At 69.0% G+C, this 19,138-nt stretch carries 21 protein-coding genes and 1 pseudogene; 13 read left to right on the top strand and 9 right to left on the bottom strand.

The window, feature by feature from the left end; genetic code table 11:
• Window positions 1–885, top strand: a pseudogene (locus tag QZ847_RS03185) (phenylalanine--tRNA ligase subunit beta); the annotation flags it as partial.
• An 82-nt stretch (window positions 886–967) separates the two neighbouring features.
• On the opposite strand, the gene dnaN reads toward QZ847_RS03185, so the two are convergent.
• Complete coding sequence (gene dnaN, locus QZ847_RS03180) at window positions 968–2,068, bottom strand: DNA polymerase III subunit beta (RefSeq protein WP_093006468.1); 1,101 nt, start codon at window positions 2,066–2,068, stop codon at window positions 968–970.
• 170 nt (window positions 2,069–2,238) lie between these two features.
• Window positions 2,239–2,844, bottom strand: a complete 606-nt coding sequence (locus QZ847_RS03175; RefSeq protein ID WP_294352983.1) for an outer membrane beta-barrel protein — start codon at window positions 2,842–2,844, stop codon at window positions 2,239–2,241.
• Between the two features lie 136 nt (window positions 2,845–2,980).
• Here QZ847_RS03175 and QZ847_RS03170 point away from each other — a divergent pair, with 136 nt between their 5' ends.
• The 3 genes from QZ847_RS03170 to QZ847_RS03160 all read left to right on the top strand — a co-directional run bounded on the left by QZ847_RS03170 (window position 2,981) and on the right by QZ847_RS03160 (window position 4,510).
• Window positions 2,981–3,625 carry a histidine phosphatase family protein gene (locus tag QZ847_RS03170; protein WP_294352982.1) on the top strand — a complete coding sequence of 215 codons (645 nt, stop codon included), beginning with the start codon at window positions 2,981–2,983 and terminating at the stop codon, window positions 3,623–3,625.
• Window positions 3,622–4,095, top strand: coding sequence for an invasion associated locus B family protein (locus QZ847_RS03165; RefSeq protein ID WP_294352981.1), 474 nt, complete (start codon window positions 3,622–3,624; stop codon window positions 4,093–4,095). Before QZ847_RS03170 ends, QZ847_RS03165 begins: the two co-directional genes overlap by 4 nt.
• Window positions 4,096–4,255: 160 nt before the next feature.
• Window positions 4,256–4,510, top strand: a complete 255-nt coding sequence (locus QZ847_RS03160; RefSeq protein ID WP_294352980.1) for a hypothetical protein — start codon at window positions 4,256–4,258, stop codon at window positions 4,508–4,510.
• Window positions 4,511–4,520: 10 nt separating this feature from the next.
• Here the strand turns inward: QZ847_RS03160 and QZ847_RS03155 are convergent, their stop codons facing one another.
• Window positions 4,521–5,507, bottom strand: coding sequence for an NAD(P)H-dependent glycerol-3-phosphate dehydrogenase (locus tag QZ847_RS03155; protein WP_294352979.1), 987 nt, complete (start codon window positions 5,505–5,507; stop codon window positions 4,521–4,523).
• Entirely contained in the window at window positions 5,504–6,532 is a 1,029-nt protein-coding gene (gene tsaD / locus QZ847_RS03150; RefSeq protein WP_294352987.1) for a tRNA (adenosine(37)-N6)-threonylcarbamoyltransferase complex transferase subunit TsaD, read from the bottom strand. The genes QZ847_RS03155 and tsaD overlap by 4 nt, the downstream gene beginning before the upstream one ends.
• Before the next feature lie 80 nt (window positions 6,533–6,612).
• On the opposite strand from tsaD, the gene hemC reads away from it, so the two are divergent.
• The 4 genes from hemC (at window position 6,613) to QZ847_RS03130 (ending at window position 9,928) form a co-directional block, all read left to right on the top strand.
• Complete coding sequence (gene hemC / locus QZ847_RS03145; RefSeq protein WP_294352977.1) at window positions 6,613–7,524, top strand: hydroxymethylbilane synthase; 912 nt, start codon at window positions 6,613–6,615, stop codon at window positions 7,522–7,524.
• Window positions 7,521–8,219 (top strand): uroporphyrinogen-III synthase, encoded by a 699-nt coding sequence (locus QZ847_RS03140; RefSeq protein WP_294352975.1) that lies wholly within the window; start codon window positions 7,521–7,523, stop codon window positions 8,217–8,219. Before hemC ends, QZ847_RS03140 begins: the two co-directional genes overlap by 4 nt.
• Window positions 8,212–9,108 (top strand): hypothetical protein, encoded by an 897-nt coding sequence (locus QZ847_RS03135; RefSeq protein WP_294352973.1) that lies wholly within the window; start codon window positions 8,212–8,214, stop codon window positions 9,106–9,108. Before QZ847_RS03140 ends, QZ847_RS03135 begins: the two co-directional genes overlap by 8 nt.
• A gap of 76 nt (window positions 9,109–9,184) precedes the next feature.
• A complete protein-coding gene (locus QZ847_RS03130) occupies window positions 9,185–9,928 on the top strand; it encodes a hypothetical protein (RefSeq protein WP_294352971.1) in 744 nt (247 codons plus the stop codon).
• A gap of 24 nt (window positions 9,929–9,952) precedes the next feature.
• Here QZ847_RS03130 and QZ847_RS03125 read toward each other — a convergent pair whose 3' ends face one another.
• Together QZ847_RS03125 and QZ847_RS03120 are read right to left on the bottom strand one after the other, a co-directional pair.
• Window positions 9,953–10,744: a DUF72 domain-containing protein gene (locus QZ847_RS03125; RefSeq protein ID WP_294352969.1), complete on the bottom strand. Its 792-nt coding sequence runs from the start codon at window positions 10,742–10,744 to the stop codon at window positions 9,953–9,955.
• Window positions 10,745–10,824: 80 nt separating this feature from the next.
• Entirely contained in the window at window positions 10,825–11,103 is a 279-nt protein-coding gene (locus QZ847_RS03120) for a hypothetical protein (RefSeq protein ID WP_294191499.1), read from the bottom strand.
• A gap of 84 nt (window positions 11,104–11,187) precedes the next feature.
• Between QZ847_RS03120 and QZ847_RS03115 the strand changes: the two genes are divergently transcribed.
• Window positions 11,188–12,087 carry an aldose 1-epimerase family protein gene (locus QZ847_RS03115; protein WP_294352967.1) on the top strand — a complete coding sequence of 300 codons (900 nt, stop codon included), beginning with the start codon at window positions 11,188–11,190 and terminating at the stop codon, window positions 12,085–12,087.
• Between the two features lie 75 nt (window positions 12,088–12,162).
• On the opposite strand, the gene rpoZ is transcribed toward QZ847_RS03115, so the two are convergent.
• Window positions 12,163–12,507: a DNA-directed RNA polymerase subunit omega gene (rpoZ, locus tag QZ847_RS03110; RefSeq protein WP_093006444.1), complete on the bottom strand. Its 345-nt coding sequence runs from the start codon at window positions 12,505–12,507 to the stop codon at window positions 12,163–12,165.
• A 104-nt stretch (window positions 12,508–12,611) separates the two neighbouring features.
• Between rpoZ and QZ847_RS03105 the strand changes: the two genes are divergently transcribed.
• Window positions 12,612–13,769, top strand: a complete 1,158-nt coding sequence (locus tag QZ847_RS03105; protein ID WP_294352985.1) for a phosphatidylserine/phosphatidylglycerophosphate/cardiolipin synthase family protein — start codon at window positions 12,612–12,614, stop codon at window positions 13,767–13,769.
• Window positions 13,770–13,807: 38 nt separating this feature from the next.
• Here QZ847_RS03105 and QZ847_RS03100 read toward each other — a convergent pair whose 3' ends face one another.
• Window positions 13,808–14,416, bottom strand: coding sequence for a methyltransferase domain-containing protein (locus QZ847_RS03100; protein ID WP_294191501.1), 609 nt, complete (start codon window positions 14,414–14,416; stop codon window positions 13,808–13,810).
• A gap of 132 nt (window positions 14,417–14,548) precedes the next feature.
• Here QZ847_RS03100 and QZ847_RS03095 point away from each other — a divergent pair, with 132 nt between their 5' ends.
• Together QZ847_RS03095 and QZ847_RS03090 are read left to right on the top strand one after the other, a co-directional pair.
• Window positions 14,549–14,908: an antibiotic biosynthesis monooxygenase gene (locus tag QZ847_RS03095; protein WP_294352984.1), complete on the top strand. Its 360-nt coding sequence runs from the start codon at window positions 14,549–14,551 to the stop codon at window positions 14,906–14,908.
• The gene (locus QZ847_RS03090) at window positions 14,905–16,221 is read left to right on the top strand and encodes an MFS transporter (protein WP_294352965.1); all 1,317 of its coding nucleotides are present in this window, start codon (window positions 14,905–14,907) and stop codon (window positions 16,219–16,221) included. The genes QZ847_RS03095 and QZ847_RS03090 overlap by 4 nt, the downstream gene beginning before the upstream one ends.
• 32 nt (window positions 16,222–16,253) lie before the next feature.
• Here the strand turns inward: QZ847_RS03090 and QZ847_RS03085 are convergent, their stop codons facing one another.
• Window positions 16,254–18,545 carry a CDC48 family AAA ATPase gene (locus QZ847_RS03085; RefSeq protein ID WP_294191504.1) on the bottom strand — a complete coding sequence of 764 codons (2,292 nt, stop codon included), beginning with the start codon at window positions 18,543–18,545 and terminating at the stop codon, window positions 16,254–16,256.
• 273 nt (window positions 18,546–18,818) lie between these two features.
• On the opposite strand from QZ847_RS03085, the gene QZ847_RS03080 reads away from it, so the two are divergent.
• The coding region (locus tag QZ847_RS03080) for a LysR family transcriptional regulator (protein WP_294352963.1) at window positions 18,819–19,138 on the top strand (320 nt) is incomplete at its 3' end.

The raw sequence follows: 19,138 nt of genomic DNA, 5'->3' as shown, positions 1-19,138 counted from the left end.
GCGGTGACGTGGAGCTTCGTGTCGGAGGACGCCGCGGCGGCGTTCGGCGGTGGCGCCTGGACGCTCGCCAACCCGATCAGCGAGGAGCTGAAGGTGATGCGCCCCTCGCTGCTGCCGGGTCTGCTCTCGGCGGCCGAGCGCAACTTGAAGCGCGGCGCGGAGGGGGTACGACTATTCGAGCTCGGTCGGCGTTACCTCGCGGGCGGCAAGGAGGGCGCGGCGGACGAGCGCGCGACGCTCGGGCTCGTGCTGGCGGGTAATGCGCGCGCGCGCGGCTGGCGCAGCGGCAAGGCGGCGGCGTTCGATGCGTTCGATGCGAAAGCCGAGGCGCTGGCGCTGCTCGCCGCCGCCGGTGCGCCGATCGACAACCTGCAAGTACTGAGCGCGGACGGTGTCTGGTCGGGTGAGGCGTGGCATCCAGGGCAGTCGGGCACGCTAAGGCTGGGGCCGAAGACGGTGCTCGCCGCGTTCGGGATGCTCCACCCCCGCACGTTGAAGGCATTCGACCTGTCAGGCCCGGTTGCGGCAGTCGAGCTGTACCTCGACGCGATCCCGGCGAAGCGCGGCAGCGGTGGCTTCATGCGCGCTCCTTACGCGCCGCCCGCGCTCCAGCAGGTGCGCCGCGATTTCGCGTTCGTGGTGCCGGAGGGCGTCAGCGCCGATGCGCTGACCCGCGCGGTGAAGGGTGCGGACAAGGCCGTGATCGTGTCGGCGCGCGTGTTCGACGTGTTCACCGGCGCGGGCGTTGAGCCGGGCACCAAGTCGGTCGCGCTCGAGGTCGTGCTTCAGCCGGGCGAGAAGAGCTTCACCGACGCGGAGTTGAAGGCGATCAGCGACAAGGTCGTCGCGGCGGCGGCGAAGCAGGGCGCGATGTTGCGCGGATAAAGGAACGGGCGGGTGCGATTGCGCCCGCCCGTTGGTAGTTCATCAATGGTGATCGGCAGCGCAGCGCCTAGTCAAGCCGCGGTCACACCCGCATCGGCATGAGGACATAGAGCGCGGGCGACTTGTCGTTTTCGCGGATCAGCGTCGGCGCGGCGGCGTCAGCGAGGTGAACCTCGACGAGATCGCTGTCGATCTGCCCCAGAATATCGAGCAGGTAGCGGCTGTTGAAACCGATCTCGAACGGTGCCGAGGTATAGTCACCGGGCACTTCCTCGGCGGCGGTGCCGTTCTCGGGGCTGGTTACCGACAGCGTGATGCGGTCGCGGTCGAGCCCCATCTTCACCGCACGCGTCTTCTCGGTCGCGATGGTCGAGACGCGATCCACGCCCTCCATGAAGCTCTTGGGATCAAGCTTCAGAATCTTGTCATTCGCGGTCGGGATGACGCGGCTGTAGTCGGGGAAGGTGCCGTCGATCAGCTTGGAGGTCAGGATTGCGCTGCCCAGATCGAAGCGGATCTTGGTCGAGGACAAGGACACGCCGACCGAACCGTCGACCTCGTCGAGGAGCTTGCGCAGCTCGGCGATGCATTTGCGCGGTACGATCACGTCGGGCATGCCGTCCGACCCCTCGGGCTTCGCGACCGTGACCCGCGCGAGGCGGTGACCGTCGGTCGCCGCGGCCTTCAGCACGTCGTCCGACAGGTGCAGGAAAATGCCGTTCAGGTAATAACGCGTTTCTTCCGTCGAGATCGCGAAGCGCGTCTTGTCGATGATCTGCTTGAGCGTTTCGGCCGGCAGCTCAAAGCTGGTCGGCAGTTCGCCCTCGGCGATCACCGGGAAATCGTCGCGCGGCAACGTGCCGAGGCTGAACCGCGCCCGCCCCGCGACGATCGCCATGCGCCCGTCCGCCGCCGACAGCGACACCTGCGCGCCCTCGGGAAGCTTGCGCGCGATGTCGAACAAGGTGTGCGCCGAGACCGTGATCGACCCCTGCTGGTCGACAGCGGCTGGAACGCTGTCGTTAATTTGCAGGTCGAGATCGGTCGCCATCAGCCGCAGCGATCCCTCCACCGCCTCGATCAGCACGTTGGACAGGATGGGGATGGTGTTGCGCCGTTCCACCACGGACTGCACGTGGCTGAGCCCCTTGAGGAGCGTTGCGCGTTCGATCGTCGCCTTCATTCGTGATTCCCCCGGCCCGCGGGCCTCGACCAGCGCAGGTCTCGACCGGGGGCGATATGGCCATCGTTTCCTAGCCAAAAGAAAACGGCCGGAGCAAGCGCCCCGGCCGTCTTTCTTGTGCGCGGACCCTGTGAAAAGCGTTAATCAGCGCTCCAAAAGTTCTCGTCTCATCAGAAACGGATGCCGACGCCCGCCATCAGCTGGTGACGATCGGCGTCGATGTCGTATCCGTCGACATCGCCGTAGTGCGAGTAGCGGTATTCGCCCTTCACATAGGCGGTCGGGGTCAGGTTGTATTCCAGGCCCGCGCCGACGCGGAAACCGTCGAGGTTGGTGTGGTCGCGGAACGTGGTCGTACCCACATCGTAGCGCGATTCGACGCGCGCGTTGGTGTAACCGCCCTTGGCGTAGATCATCGCCTGCGGCGAAATGACGTAGCCGACACGGCCGCCGAGGTAGAGGTCACGTCCCGCGTTGATCGAGAAGCGGTCGCCCGCGGTGATCGCGTTGTAGCTGCGCGCGCGCGTGGTCGAATCGGTGATCTCACCTTCCGCGCCGAGCACGACGCCGCCCGCCTGCACGTCGTAGCCGAGGCCGACGCCGTAGACGAAGCCGTCGCGCCCTTCCGAGCTGCCGTCGCCGCCGTCCTGCAGATTGTCGTAACCGCCCAGCGCTTCGACGCGCGCGCCGGTGAAGGGGGCGTTGGTCTGCGCGGCAGCGGGCAACGCGGCGATTGCGGTGCCGATGGCGACTGAGGCGAGAACGAGCTTACGCATGGGGAACTCCGTTATCCTGTCCGCCCAACACCGGGCGGGGATGGGGCAAATAGTCAGCAACGCTGCCGGTTGCATGAACCTCAGCTAAACAGCTTTTCGCGTTGCTTTTGCGCCACACCGGGTTGACATCGCGGGCATGGAAACAGGCGATCATCGCGCGCGGCAGGGCCGCGACTTCGTCGCGCGGCACGGTGAAACGGTGTTCAACGCCGCGCGCCGGTTGCAGGGCGATCACCCGCACACGCCACTGACTCGCGCCGGATTCGCCCAGGCGGAGGAAATGGGGCGGGCGCTGCGTGATCTGCTCGGGACCAAGCCGGTATTGACGATGTGGGCGTCGCCGACGGGTCGCGCGTTGCAGACGCTGGCGGTGATCGCGGAGTATCTCGAGCTTGACTGGCACCAGGCACGCACCGACGCGCGGCTGGTCGAGATCGACATGGGCAGCTGGGGCGGGCGCTACTACGCCGATGTGGTGGCGGAGGTCGGTCCGGTGATCAACGGCGAGGGATTGCTCCGCTGTGCGCCCGATGGCGAAACCTACCCGGCGATCGCAGAGCGGGTCGGCGGTTGGCTGCGCGACACGAACGAAGACGCGGGCGACCGGCTGGTCATCATGCATGGCATCTCCAGCCGGGTGCTGCGCGGGGTCGCGACGGGTGCGCCGGTCGGTGCGTGCGGCGCGCCGGTGCTGCCAGGCCACCCGCAGGGCAGCGTGTCGTTGATCGAGCAAGGGCAGGAAACGCTGGTCCATCGCGGCACCGGATACGCACCCGCGTGAGCGCGCTGCTGCTGGCGCTCGCGCTGCTGGCGGGCGAACGCGACGCGATCGGCGTGTGGCAGCGCTGGGGCGCGATCCGCGATGCAGGTCCGCCCAAGCGCTGCTTCGCCCTGGCGCGGCCGGTCACCGCGAGCGGCGACACCGACGCGCGCGGCGGGTTCGCGAGCGTCGCCGCGCGCACCGATGGCGCTCGGCGACAGGCGGTGTTCGTGCGCTTCTCCGCCGCGCGAGCGCCCGGGACGCCGATCACGCTGGCGATCGGCGAGCGGCGGTTCGCGCTGCGCGGTGACACGCGCGGCGCGCGCGCGCCCGATGCCGCAACCGACCGCGCGATCGTCGCGGCGATGCGCGGCGGACGCAGCATGAGCGTGTCGGGCGTGGCGGTCGGAGGACGGCCGTTCGCCGATACCTATGTGCTGGACGGCGCCGCCACTGCGATCGATGCGGCGAGCCTCGCCTGCGCGCGGTAAACGCGAGCGCTGCGGCCGGTCGCGAGTCGTCTGCGACGAACTGCGTGAGCGCGCGAACTTTGTAGCAACCAGCCGCTTGTTCGCGCGTTGATGTAGCATGACCGAACGGGGACGGCCTTGCCGTCGCCGCGATTGTTGTTCCTTTTGTAGTGCGTGACCCATGAACGAGCCGATCCGGGGCAGCCGCCCCGTTCACCATGACTTTCTGTTGCAGGAGCGCGACGCAGCCCCAGCAGTACCGGGGGCCACGCGCGCCCCGTTCACGGCGGCGCGTGACGCGCTGCGCCAGGCCTGGGCGCCGCCGCTCGACACCTTCGTGACCGAGGACTTGCCGATGTTGCTGACGCGACTGAACCTCGTGCAGGCGGTGCGATCTGCGCGCGCCGAGGGCGAGTTGACGGGGAACGTTCGCTAATTGCGCGCAATCACGCTTCCGAGCGGAGCGGCCGCGACAGCAGTGCGTCGATCGTCGCGGCAACCGGCGCGCCTTCGAGCAGGCGGCACACCGCTTCGGTAATCGGCATGTCGACGCCCGCCTGCGCCGCCGCCTCGCGTAGGACAGGGGCGGTGTGGGCGCCCTCGGCGACCGTCAGCCGGTTCTCGAGCAGCGATGGAGCCGGCGTGCCCTGACCGATGCCGCGACCGAGCGCGAAGTTGCGCGAGCTGGTCGAGGAGCAGGTGAGCACGAGATCGCCCAGCCCCGACAATCCGGCGAGCGTTTCCGCCCGCGCGCCGCGCGCGAGGCCGAAACGCGTCATCTCGGCGAAACCGCGCGCGATCAGTGCGGCGCGCGCGTTCTGCCCCAGGCCCGCACCGTCGACGACGCCGCACGCAATCGCGAGCACGTTCTTCACTGCGCCGCCGATCTCCGCGCCGATCACGTCGGTCGAGGCATAAGGGCGGAAGGTCGGTTGCGCGATCAGCGCGGCGAGTTCGGCGGCGAGCGCGGCGTCCTCGGCCGCCAGCGTGACTGCGGTCGGCAATCCGGCGGCAACTTCGTGCGCGAAGGTCGGACCCGACAGCACCGCGATCGACGCGCCCGGCACTGCCTGCCGCGCGACCTCGTGCAGGGGCAACAGCGTGCCCGCCTCGATTCCCTTCGAGCACAGGATCAGCGGGGCGGAAGAACCATGCAGGTTGCGCAGCATCGCGCGCATGTGCTGCGCGGGCGTCACGACCAGGATCGCGCGCGCGCCGGTAAGGTCGCTCCACTCCTGCGTTGCGCGGATCGCGGGGGAGAGCGCAACGCCGGGCAGGAAGACGGCATTCTCGTGCGCGTCGTTGATGCCGGCGACGACCTCCGCCTCGCGCACCCACAACGTCACCGCGTGGCCGGCGCTTGCCGCAACCTGCGCCAGCGCGGTGCCCCACGCGCCGCCACCGACGACCCCGATCGTCTCGGGACCGCTCACGCCTTCACCCCCGCGCCGCGCACCGCCTCGGCATGCGGGTCGAGCGGCCAGCGCGCACGCGCGGGCGCGTCGAGCGGATCAGTCAGCCCGGCGGCGAAGCGCTCGGCGCCGGCCCAGGCGATCATCGCGGCATTGTCGGTGCACAGCCACAAGGGCGGCGCGACGAAGCGCAGACCTTGCTCGACGGCGAGCGACTGGAGCGCGGCGCGGATCGCGCTGTTGGCGGCGACGCCGCCTGCGACGACCAGCGCGGTGACTGGTCCCGCTCGATCGAGCGCGCGACGGGTGCGGTCGATCAGGCAGTCGACGACCGCGGCCTGGAACGACGCGGCGAGATCGGCCGGCGCATGATCGTTCGCCGCGCGCGCCACCGCTGCCTTCAGTCCGGCAAAGGAGAAATGCGGCTCGGGTGAGCGGAGTAGCGGGCGCGGCAGCGGCACCGCGCGCGGGTTGCCATCGCGGGCAGCGCGCTCGACCGCCGGGCCGCCAGGAAAGCCGAGACCGAGAATCTTGGCGGTCTTGTCGAACGCCTCGCCCGCAGCATCGTCGATCGTCGTGGCGAGCCGGCGATACCGCGCCACGCCCTCGACCAGCAGCAACTGGCAGTGCCCGCCCGAGACGAGCAGCAGCAGATAGGGAAAGTCGAGTTCGGGGTCGGACAGCCGCGGGCTGAGCGCGTGACCCTCCAGGTGGTTGACCGCGACCAGCGGCTTGTTCGCGGCGTGCGCCAGTGCCTTGCCGGTGACGAGCCCAACCATCACGCCGCCGATCAGCCCCGGACCTGCGGTCGCCGCGACCGCGTCGATGTCCGCGAGCGTGACGCCCGCGTCCTTCAATGCGGCGGCGACGAGCGGCTCAAGCGCCTCGACATGCGCGCGCGCCGCGATCTCGGGCACGACCCCGCCAAAGGGCGCGTGCGCCGCCTCCTGCCCGAGCAGGCGATGCGCCAGCACCTGCCGGTCGCCGGTGACCAGCGCGGCGGCGGTTTCGTCGCAGGAGGATTCAAGACCGAGGATCAGCATAATTGTGATGTAGGGGATCGCGCCGCAAAGGTGAAATGGGTCGCTGCCTTGCCCCCCCGGCGCGGCTCGGCGATAGGCGGGCGATGGCTGAGAGCTTTCGACTGGGTACGCGCGGATCGCCGCTCGCGCTGGTGCAGGCGGGGATGGTGCGCGATGCGCTGATCGCGGCGCACGGCTGGGCGCCCGATGCAGGTGGGGTCGAGATCGTCGTGATCCGCACTACCGGTGACCGCGTGCAGGACCGTGCGCTGGCCGAGATCGGCGGCAAGGCGCTGTGGACCAAGGAGCTCGACCGCGCGCTGCTGGCGGGCGAGGTCGACGCCTGCGTCCATTCGATGAAGGACGTGGAGACGATCCGCCCGGCGGAGATCGCCATTGCGGCCATGCTGGAGCGCGCCGACGTGCGCGACCGGTTGATTGGTGCCGAGTCGATCGCCGACCTGCGCCACAATGCGGTGGTGGGAACGAGCAGTCCCCGGCGCGCGGCGCAGCTCGGGCGGCTTCGGCCCGATGTGAAAACGGTGCTGTTCCGCGGCAACGTCGACACGCGGCTCGGCAAGCTGGCGGTGGGGGAGGTCGATGCGACGCTGCTGGCGGCAGCCGGGCTCGACCGGCTCGGCCGGCACGACACCGGCGTTGCGGTGCCGTTCGACCAGATGCTGCCCGCGCCGGCGCAGGGGGCGGTGGGGATCGAGACGCTGGTGGATGGACCGGCACGCGCGCTGATCGCGGCGATCGATCACACGCCCACACACCGCGCGGTCGCGGCCGAGCGCGCCCTGCTCGCCGCACTCGCCGCGGATTGCCACTCGCCCGTGGCGGCATTGGCCGTGATCGAGGGCGAGGCGGTGCACTTGCGCGCGCAATTGCTGACCGAGCGCGGCGACGAGTCGGTCGAGGGCGAGCTGCGCGGCGGTGACGGGGTCGGCGCGGCACTGGCGCACGACCTGCTCGCGCGCGCGCCCGCTGCGGTCAGGCGATTGTTCGCCGGGTGAGCGACCGCCGCCGCGCGCTGGTGCTCAGGCCCGAGCCGGGTAATGCGCGCACCGTCGCCAGACTGCGCGCCGGCGGCGTGGAGGCGATCGCGCTGCCGCTGTTCGAGGTTCGCCCGCTCGCCTGGGAGGTTCCGGCGGCGGATGCATTCGACGCGTTGCTGCTGACCAGTGCCAATGCGGTCCGGTTCGCGGGCGCCGGGCTCGACCGCCTGTCGCATTTGCCGGTTGTCGCGGTGGGCGAAGCCACCGCGCTGGTGGCGCGCGAGGCGGGACTTCGGGTGGCAGTGACCGGCCAGGGCGACGCCGCGGCGGCCGTTGCAGCGGCGCGAGACTTCCCGCGGTTGCTTCATCTCGCCGGGCGCGAGCACGTGCCCATGCCTGGGACAACGCGCGTGATCGTCTACGCCAGTGAGCCTGTCGCACTCGCATCCGGCGCACTGGCTCAGGCGGTGGGGCAAGTGGTGCTGCTCCATTCTGCGCGCGCGGCATTGCGCTTCGCGGCGCTCGCCGCCGACCTGCCCCGTGACCGGATCACGCTCGCGGCAATCAGTGCCAAGGTCGCGGCGGCGGCGGGCGGGGGGTGGGAGCGGATCGTCGTCGCCGACGCGCCGAACGACGCCGCGCTCGTCACCGCAGCAACGATGCTCGCGATTGACCGAACGCGCGGGCGCGGGGATAACGCGGACCATGAGTGACGATCATCCGTTTGGCGACGCGCGGCGATCCCGCATGGGGCCGGCGGTGCTGATCGCGGCGCTGGTGCTGGCGATCGGACTGGGATTGATGATCTTCGCGATCCGCGACGAGCCGGGCTGGCTCAGGCGCGGCAGCGACGCGGGCACGGCCGCGCGGACCACGACCCAGCCGGCGCAGCAGGCCCCGCCGACGGCCGCTGTCGACACCGACACGCTGTCGCAGCGCGAAACCGCACTCGCCGCGCAGATTGCGAGTCTGGAGGCGCGCGCCGCGACGCTTGGCAGCAGCACCGCCAACGCCGAAGGCCGCGCCGGCCGGGCCGAGGCGATCCTGATCGCCTTTGCCGCGCGCCGTGCGATCGATCGCGGGCTTGGCCTCGGGTACCTGGAGGAACAGATACGCGCGCGCTTCGCGGGCTCAACGCGGGAAGCGTCGGCGGTGATCCGCGCCTCGCGCAACCCGGTGACGCTGGAAAGCCTGCGCCAGGACCTCGATACCGCGGCGCCGGTGCTGCTCGCGCGGGAAAGCAGCTGGTGGGGCGGGCTGGGCGCCGAGTTGCGTAACCTGGTCGTTATCCACGAGGCGGGCACGCCGTCGCCGTTGCCGGCCGACCGGCTCGCGCGGGTGCGCCGGCTGGTCGACGCCGGGCGGGTCGAGGAGGCGCTGGTCGAGGTCAAGCGACTGCCCGGTGCCGCGAACGCCGCGAGCTGGACCAGCGCCGCGCAGCGCTACGTCGACGCGCACCGCGCGCTCGATCAGCTGGAGACGATCGCGATCGTCGGACCGGTGGCACCGCCTGCTGCCGCGTCCGGGCAGCTCATCCAGAGCCCCGCACTGCCGATCCAGCCGCAACCCGCACCGACCGCCGATCTGGGCAATTACCTGTAAGGTCACGCCGCCTTCATGTCGGCAGCGTCACGTTCTCGCCCGACAAGAACGATGATGACCTAAGAGCGGGGAACGCATGCGCGCGTTGATCGTCATTGCAGCGGGGCTGCTCAGCGGATGCGCGGTCGCGCGCATGGCCGGGTTCGATCAGGTGCCGATGGGCTTGGGCGGCGAACGGATCGACGTAACCGGTCTGTCGGGATGGTCGAGCGGCAGCTTCCGCTTGGGCAGCTCGCAGGGCAACGTACGGCGCGACGACCGGCGCGATGCGATCGGCTGGGGAAGCGCGACGATCGGCGATGCGTTCGATGCCGTTCGTGTCGGGCAGGCGGTGCGTTATGGTACGATGGCCTTCGAGCTGACGCGCGCCGACTTGGGCGGCACGCTGGCCGCGCGCTGCCGCTACGCGCGCGAGGAGAGACGCGACACACTGGGGGCCGTCGACGTGGCCAGCGAGTCGAGCCCGCTAAGGCTCGCCTGCGCGTTCCGCCTGAACGGCCGCGACGCCGGCGCGCTGATGTTGAACGCGGTGCCGACCGATGCGCGCGATCTTGCCGAGCGACGCAGCGGTTCCGTCACGCTGGGCGACGAGCATCTGATGATTCGGTCGCTGCACGAGATCGCGGGCGTGAAAGCGCTATCCGCCACGCCGGCCGGTTACCGGATTGATGCCGGTGATGGCACGCCGGTGTCGCTGATCGAACTGACCGCAGGCGGCAGCCGCCGCGTGCTCGTCGCGCGCGATCCGGTGCGCCGCGCCGCCGCACTCGCCGCAGTGCTGACACTCGCGCTGTTCCGCGATCCGGGCGACGTGGGGTAAGCCGCGCTCAGCTCGCTTCGCCAATCAGGCCAGTCGCTCGATCAGCGCCATCGCGGCGTGCGGCGCACGCACCTTTGCGCCGTTGATCATGAACACGAACGTGTCACGCGGGCGCACGGGTGCAGGATCGGCGGCGCACGGCAGCATCGCGGGCGTCGTCCCGCTCGCCAGTAGGCGCGCCGCTTCTGCCCAGCGATCGAGCGCGTCGGGCGCGTAGCCAGTGGGCTCGTCCTCGTGCGCGTCTTCAAGGCGAAGGTACGTGAAGTCGCCCGACACATCGCCGATCGCGGGATAGTCGGCCGAATCGGCGTAGACGATCGAGACACCGGCGGCGCGGCACAGCGCGACGAACTCGGGCGTGAAGAAGCTGTCGTGCCGCACGTGCACCGCGTGGCGAAGTGCTACCCCCTGGTGCGCGGACGGCAGCAGCGCCAGAAAGGCGGCGAAATCGTCGGCGTCGAAGCGGCGGGTCGCGGCAAACTGCCACAGGATCGGGCCGAGCTTGTCGCCAAGTTCGACGATGCCTTGTCCGATGAAGCGCGCGATCGAGTCGCCCGCTTCCGCCAACACCTTGCGCGTCACGCAGTAGCGCGATGCCTTCAGCGCGAAGACGAACCCGTCGGGCGCGGTGTCGCGCCAGTTGACGAAGGTCGCGGGCTTGAACGAGGAATAGAAGGTGCCGTTGACCTCGATCGCGGAGACGTGCCGGCTGGCATATTCCAGCTCGCGCTTGATCGGCCATTTGGGCGGGTAGAAGCTGCCGCGCCACGGCTCGTAGGTCCAGCCGCCGATACCGACTCGGATGGGGTTGGTCATGCGCACCGGTGTAGCGCAACTAGGCGCATGCGTCGCCAGGCTCGAGCGGCGGGACACCACGCCCCGCCGCTTCGTCCGGATTACAGCTGGTTCTTGACCTGCTGCTCGACGCGCGCGTCGTCGTTGTCGTCGGCCTTGTCCGCGGCATCGTCGCCCATTTCGCGGACGTTGTCGGCCTTGTCCTCGAGCATGTCGGACACTTGCTCGTTCGAGGTTGCGTCGGCCTGCGCGTCGAGCGCGTCGGCGCGGTTCTCGGTCATCGCCTCGATGTTGTCGGCGGCCTTGTCGTCGGCATTGCCGCCGCACGCACCCAGCATCAACAGGCCGGCGACGCCGGCGGCTTTCAGAACGGTCTTCATGGTTGCACCCCTTTTTCGTTGCGGGCGTTCAATGATCCGTCACGTGTGAGGGTTCCAAATCGCGGCTCGCGCGTTGCGCTTGCCATGTCCGAACCCGATCCCCCGGCCGAGAACGGCTGGCTCCGCATCGCCTCCGACCGGCTGTCCGCCGCGATCAACCCGCACGGCGCTGAACTCTCCTCGATCAAGGATGCGGACGGGCGCGAGTTGATGACCGACGCCGATCCGCGGTGGTGGAGCGGGCGTGCGCCGCTGCTCTTTCCGGTCGTCGGCAAGCCCGCGGGTGAGGTGATCCGCGTCGACGGGCAGGTCTATCCGATGAAGCAGCATGGCTTCGCGCGGCGGCGCGACTTCCGCGTCGTCTCGCACGAGGCATCGCGTGTCGTGTTCGCGCTTGGTGATGATAGCGAGACGCGCGCATCCTACCCGTTCGCGTTCCGGCTGGAGGCGGCGTTCACGATTACCGAGGCCACGCTCGAACTCGCGATCACGATCCGCAATCCCGGTGACAAGCCGCTGCCCGCCAGCTTCGGGTTCCACCCGGCATTCGCCTGGCCGCTGCCTTATGGTGAGCCGCGCGCAGATCACCGCGTCACCTTCGCGAAGGAAGAGCCCGACCCGCTGCGGGTGCTGAATGCCGATGGGCAAATCACGGCGGAGCGGCGCGCCTCGCCGCTCGATGGTCGCACGCTACACGTGACCGACGCACTGTTCGAGCGTGACGCACTGGTGTGGGATCACGTGCGCAGCCAGTCGGTGCGGTATGGCGCCGAGCGCGGACCCGCGCTGGAGATCGCCTTTCCCGACACGCCGATGCTGGGCGTGTGGACCAAGCCGGGCGCGCCGTTCGTCTGTGTCGAGCCGTGGCACGGCATCGCCGATCCGGTCGACTACACGGGCGAGTTCCGCGACAAGCCCGGCGTGTTCGAGGTGGCGCCCGGTGGGGAGAAGCGCATCACCATGTCGGTGACGCTGTGCCCATGACTGCTGGAGCCGAATACGACAACGGCCGGCCGCTCGGGCGAGCGACCGGCCGTGTTGGCGATCGATCAGCGGCGATCAGCCGTCGTAATCGGCGCCCAGATTCTGGTTGCGCGGTGGGGCGGCGGCGGTGAGGCGCAGCGCCTCCGCCGACGCGGCCAGGCTGCCGACCTCGTCCGCCTCGTCCTCATCGTCGATGCGGACGCGCTGCAGGCCCTGCACCGCCGATTCGTTCAGGTCGCGCGGCTTGACCGTCTGCTCGGCGATCTCGCGCAGCGCGACGACGGGGTTCTTGTCACGGTCGCGATCGAGCGTGAGTTCCGCGCCGCCCGAGATCTGGCGCGCGCGCTGCGCGGCCATCAACACCAGGTCGAAACGGTTCGGGATCTTGTCGACGCAATCCTCGACGGTCACGCGCGCCATCAGCGGCTTCCTTGCGAATAAACGGATACGGGAAGATGCCTGTGTATGACGGACATGTCGTGAAGTCAACGAAAGCAGCCGAAACGCACGCGCCTGCGCAGCGGATGGAGGCAACGACGGTCGACGGCCATCGCCTGACGTTGCTGACCGAAGGGCCTGATCGGCGTCGCGCGCTGCTCGAGTTGATCGAGAGCGCAAAGACCTCGTTACGGTTGATCTTCTACATCTACGCCGACGACGCGTCCGGCCGGCGGATCAACGACGCGCTGATCGCGGCGGCACGGCGCGGAGTGACGGTCGCGCTCATCGTCGACGGCTTCGGCAGCGACGATGCCGACCAGGCCTTCTTCGATACGCTTCGCGATGCCGGCGTGTCGGTGTGCCGCTTTTCGCCGCGTTTCGGTCGGCGCTACCTCCTGCGCAATCACCAGAAGCTCGCGCTTGCCGACGCTGGAACGAGCAGCGCACGCATCCTAACCGGCGGGTTCAACGTCGAGGACGATTATTTCGGCACCGAACGCGAGCAGGCGTGGCGCGATCTCGGGTTGATGGTCGAGGGTGAGGCCGCGTCTCGGATGGCCGGATACTTCGACGCGCTGGAGCAATGGGTGCGGGCGCCCAAGGGCAAGCTGCGCCACCTCAATCGCGCGCTGTCACGCTGGAGCGAGACGCAGGGACGCTTGCGCTGGCTGATCGGCGGGCCGACAAGGCGCCTGTCGCCCTGGGCGCGTGCGATCCGGCACGACATGCGGCAGGCAACGCGGATCGACCTGATCGCGGCCTATTTCACGCCGAGTCCGACAATCCTGCGGCGGCTGGATAAAGCGGGAAAGATCGGTCAGGCGGTGCGTGTCGTGACCGCAGGAAAGTCCGACAACAATGCCACGATCGCGGCGGCGCGCTTCACCTATCGCGGCTTGCTCAAGAAGGGCGTGCGCGTGTGGGAATATCAGCCGACCAAGCTGCACACCAAACTCTACGTCGTCGACGATCTGGTCTATATCGGCAGCGCCAATTTCGACATGCGCAGCCTGTTCATCAACCTGGAACTAATGCTGAGGATCGACGACGCAGCGTTCGCCCGCCAGGTACGCACCTACATCGACGGCGAGGTCGCGCACTCGCGCGAGATCACGCGCGAGGATTACGCCGAGGCGACCGGATGGTGGCAGCGCACGAAGCAGTTCGCCGCCTATCTGATCGTCGGCGTGCTCGACCCCACCGTCTCGCGCGGGCTGAATTTTCGCAGCGAGGAAGCGTAGTCGCGCTGGCGTTCAGGCGGCGGCGGGCCTCGCCGGCATCAGTCCTTGTGCGCCCAGTAAAGCTGCGCCGGCGGCACGTTCCACCATTCCATGTCGTGGTCGATGCGCGTGAAGTGTGCGGCGATGAAGTCGCGGACCTTGGGGCTGAACTGATAGACGAGGAACGCGCCGTCCTTGCGCAGCGCGCGGTGTGTCGCCGCCGCGATCGCCGGGCCGACGCCGTCGGGCAGCGTCGAGAAGGGAAGGCCCGAGAGGATGTAATCGGCCGATTCGTGGCCGTGTTCGGCGATGATCCGCTCCACATCCGCCGCCGAGCCCTCAACCGCGACGAAGCGCGAATCGGTGATCGTATGGTCGAGGTAGCGGATGAAATCCGGGTTGGTGTCGATCGCGATCAGCGTCGCATCGGGCGCCATCCGCTCGAGGATCGGACGGCAGAAGGTGCCGACGCCGGGGCCATATTCGACGAACAGCTTGCAATTGGCCCAGTCGACGGGCGCCAGCATCTTGTTGATCAGCCGGTCGGACGACGGGATGATCGAGCCGACCATCACCGGATGCTTGAGAAAGCCTTGAAAGAACATCTGCAGCGGTCCGGGAACACCGGCGGGCCGGGCGCGACGCATCGCGTTGGTCGAACTGGGCATGAGGAAAAGCACTGCTCCCGTTGATCGGTACTGCTCGGCTCCGCTGCAGCCCGGTTTGACGAACGCTCGGTGGAGCGCGTCGGTTGCCATAGCGGGGTTGCGCCGCGCCCCCAAGCGCCTAATCGCGTGAGTATGCCGGACGACCAAACAGCGGCGCAGCACGGGAGGACGGGGCAGGTGGCGGTGATCTTCGCCGCCCGGCGCAGCGGTGCCGATCAGCCGGGCTACGCCGCCGCCGCAGCGGCGATGGACGCGCTCGCCGCGCAGCAGCCCGGCTTTTGCTGCATCGATGCCGCGCGTGGCAGCGACGGGTTCGGCATCACGGTAAGCTACTGGGCGGACGAGGCGAGCGCGGTCGCGTGGCGCGCGCAGCCCGACCATGCGGCTGCGCGAGAGGCGGGGCGCGGGCGCTGGTACGACGCATATGATCTGCATGTCGCGCGGATGTCGCGGAGCTACGCGTGGCGACGAAGGGAAGGGGAGCAGGCTTGAAGCGCGGGTTCGACCAGCGGTTCGCGCTGATGTTCCTCGTCATGCTGACGATCGCGGCGGGGAACACCGCGCTGCAATCGGTGCTGCCCGCGCTCGGTCGATCATTGGGGGTGAATGACAGCGCGGTCGCGGCGGCCTTCTCCGTTTCCGCGCTGCTGTGGGTGCTCGCCGCACCGTTCTGGGCCAAACGATCGGACCGGCACGGGCGGCGGCTGATGATTCTGTTCGGCATGAGCGGGTTCTGTATCAGCCTGACCTTGTGCGGCGTGTTCCTGGCCGCTGGCATCAACGGCTGGATCGGCGGCACGACCGCGTTCGTGCTCTTCATCCTCGGGCGGCTGATCTACGGCACGTTCGGATCGGCCGCGCCGCCCGCGGTACAGGCGCTGGTCGCGGGCAACACGACGCGCGAGGAGCGGACGCGCGCGCTGACGCTGCTCGCCTCCGCCTTCGGGTTAGGGACGATCCTCGGCCCGGCACTCGCACCCTATCTGATCCTGGGGCACGCCGGCACGGTGGAGGTCGGACTGGCGGGACCGGCGTTCGTCTTCGCAGTGTTCGGGCTGGTCGTGTTCGTGACCGTGCGCCGCGTTCTGCCCGACGACCGCGGCATCGAGGCAGGCGTGCATGGCGCCGCCAACGCCTATCCCTCGATCGGCGGGCAGGCATCCGGCGCGAGCGTGACCGCGGCGACCGCGGAAGGGCGCACCGAGGTGCGCTTCACCGACCCGCGGATCAGGGCGTGGATGATCGCCGGGCTGGTAATGGGGCACGCGCAGGCGATGACGGGGCAGGCGATCGGCTTTCTCGTCATCGACCGGCTCCACGTCGCGCCCGCCGCCGCGCTGGAGCCGACCGGCATCGTGTTGATGATGGGCGCGGGCGCCGCGCTGCTGGCACAATGGGGGCTGATCCCGCTGCTCAACCTGAAACCGCGCGCGCTGGTGCTGACCGGGCTTGTGCTGGCGGCGGCGGGAACTGCACTGACGGGGCTCGCGACCTCGCTCTACGGTATTGCGACTGCCTATGCGCTTGCGAGCCTGGGATTTGGCTTCACGCGGCCGGGCTTCACCGCGGGGTCGAGCCTGGCGGTCGGGCCGGCGGCGCAAGGGTCGGTCGCGGGGAAGGTGACGAGCGTCAACGGCGCCAGCTTCGTACTCGGCCCGTCGATAGGGGTTGGGCTGTACGAAATACAGCATTCGCTGCCGTATCTGACCGCGGGTGCGGCGTGCCTGCTGCTGCTGTTCTACGCCGCGCGTGCGCTTCGCACGCCCGAGCAGGAGGCGGCGGCGTGGAGCGATCCCGAAGTGTAAGGGTGCCGCCCAGTCGACGACACCCTTGATCCTCAGTCGCTACCTTTCGGGCCGCGCGGCGTCAGCTGTCCGGGCGAGATGAAGCCGATCGGCTGGATCGCATTCGCCTCCTGCTTCAGCTTCGCCGCCATCTGCTCGTACTCGCGCTCCACCTCGGGCGTGACGCTGGCGCGTGAATCCTCCAACGCACGCTCGAAGTTCGCCTGGCTCACCTGCGTGTTGTCGATATGCTCGCGCAGCGCGATCAGGCCGGCGCGGCGCACTACATCCTCCAGATCGGCACCGGTAAAGCGCTCGGTCCGCGCCGCGATGTCGTCGAGGTCAACGTCGGGGCCGAGCGGCATCTTCTGCGTCTGTATGCCAAGGATGCGACGGCGCCCCTCGCGGCTGGGCAGCCCGACGTAGATCAGCTCGTCGAAGCGACCCGGTCGCAGCAGCGCAGGGTCGACCAGATTGGGCCGGTTGGTCGCGCCAATGACGACGACCGACTGCAGCTCCTCCAGCCCGTCCATCTCGGCCAGGATCGTGTTAACAACGCGCTCGGTCACTTGTGGCTCTCCCATCCCGCCGCCGCGTGCTGGGACGAGGCTGTCAAGCTCGTCGATGAAGATCACGGTCGGCGCGACCTGACGTGCGCGCTGGAACAGCCGCGTGATCTGCTGCTCGCTCTCGCCGTACCATTTCGACAGCAGGTCGCTCGACTTGGTGGCGATGAAATTCGCCTCTGCCTCGCGTGCGACTGCCTTGGCGAGCAGGGTCTTGCCGGTGCCGGGCGGGCCGTAGAGCAGGAAGCCCTTGGCGGGGCGGATGCCAAGGCGGCGGAACGCGTCGGGGTTCTTGAGCGGCAGCTCGACGCCTTCCTTCAACCGCATCTGCGCGTCGTCCAGTCCGCCGACGTCGCTCCACTTGGTCGTCGGCGCCTGCACCATCACCTCGCGCATCGCGCTCGGCTGGACGCGCTTCAATGCGCCGAGGAAATCCTCGCGCGTCACCGCCAGCGTGTCGAGCACCTCGGGCGGGATCGTGCGCTCTTCGAGATTGAGTTGCGGCATGATGCGGCGGACCGCTTCGATCGCTGCCTCGCGCGTGAGTGCGGCCAGATCGGCGCCGACGAAGCCGAACGTGGTGCGCGCCAGCTCGCCCAGGTCAACCTTGTCGCCGAGCGGCATGCCGCGCGTGTGAATGCCCAGGATCTCGCGACGCCCGCGCTCGTCGGGAACGCCGACGACGATCTCGCGGTCGAAGCGGCCGGGGCGGCGCAATGCCTCGTCGATCGCCTCGGGTCGGTTGGTCGCGGCGATGACGACGAGGTTGGCACGCGCCTCCAGCCCGTCCATCAGCGTCAGGAGCTGCGCGACGACGCGCTTCTCCGCCTCGCCCGAGACCTGCCCGCGCTTGGGCGCGATCGAGTCGATCTCGTCGATGAAGACGATCGAGGGCGCATTCTTGGCCGCTTCCTCGAACACCTGACGCAATCGCCCTTCCGACTCGCCGTAGGCCGAGCCCATGATCTCGGGACCATTGATGAGGTAGAACTGCGCGTCCGACTCGTTCGCCACCGCGCGCGCCAGCCGTGTCTTGCCGGTGCCCGGCGGACCGTAGAGCAGCAGGCCCTTGGGCGGATCGACGCCCAGACGCTGGAACAGCTCGGGGTAGCGCAGCGGCAGTTCGACCATCTCGCGCAGCTGGTCGATCGTCCCCGCCATGCCGCCGATATCGTCGTAGGTCACGTCGGCGCGCCGCGCGGCATCGGGCTCCTCATACTCGGGGCGCAGCTCGATCTCGGTGTTCTCGTCGACGTGGACGATGCCCTTCGGCGTCGCCGATACGACGAGCAGGCGGATTTCCTGCAACGCATAGGCAGGCGCGTTGACGAACTGCTGCATGCCCGGCGGCATGTTCTGCACGCGCTGGTGCCCCGCGGTCGCGACCACGTCGCCCTGCGCGAACGGACGCCCGATGAAGGTGCGCTTCAAAGCGTTGGTCGAGCCTTGCAGCCGCAAATTCTGCTGTGCGGGGGCGAAGACGACGCGCGTCGCAGGCTTCGACTCGGCGCGGCGTACCTCGACGAAATCGCCCGAGCCGACGCCCGCATTGGCGCGCTGCAACCCGTCGATGCGGATCAGCGCCAGACCCTCGTCCTCGTCATACGGGCCGACCGCGCGCGCAGGCGTGACCTTCTTGCCCGAAATCTCGATCACGTCGCCGTCGGTCAGGCCGAGCGACGCCATGATCGCGCGTGGCAGATGCGCGATGCCGCGCCCCGAGTCTTCAGGCCGCGCGTTTGCGACCTGCAATTTGGTAGGTTGTTCGGCGTCGGCCATTCGTCCCTCACTCGCTCGAAAGCGTCGAGCGCAGGAGATAGGCGGCAGGTTCCCGATTGCGAGCGCGTGCCAACGACGCGACTGATCTCGCGCAGGCAAAAAAAGGCCGATCAGATGACCGGCCTGTGAAAGTTTTTAGGAGAGGATGCCTGAAAGGCCCGTCCTTTTTGCGTCGCAGCAGATCATGTTGCAAGTGCGAAAAGGGTCGTATACGATTGCAGAAACAACAATCGCCTGACATGCTCCGGCCTCCCGCGACAAGACGGACTGCCCATGCGTCGCCTGCCTCCGCTCACTGCCATCGAAGCCTTCGTCGCGGTCGCGCGGCTCGGCTCGATCAAGGCGGCGGCGACGGAGCTCGCCTTGTCGGCGCCTGCGCTCAGCCGGCGGATCCAGACGCTGGAACGGTTTCTCGGCCGGCCGTTGTTCGACCGCCGGCATCAGGCGATGGCGCCGAACGCCGACGGCGACCGGTTGCTCGCCGCGATCGCGCCCGCGCTCGACAGCCTGTCGGACGCGGTCGAATCGATGACCAGCGGCGGCGAGGTGCTGCGCCTCAGGCTCGGCGTGCTGCCGCTGTTCGCCTCGCAGCG

The organism is uncultured Sphingomonas sp. (assembly GCF_913778135.1).
Taxonomy (GTDB): Bacteria; Pseudomonadota; Alphaproteobacteria; order Sphingomonadales; family Sphingomonadaceae; genus Sphingomonas.
This window is presented reverse-complemented; position numbering and strand designations above follow the sequence as displayed.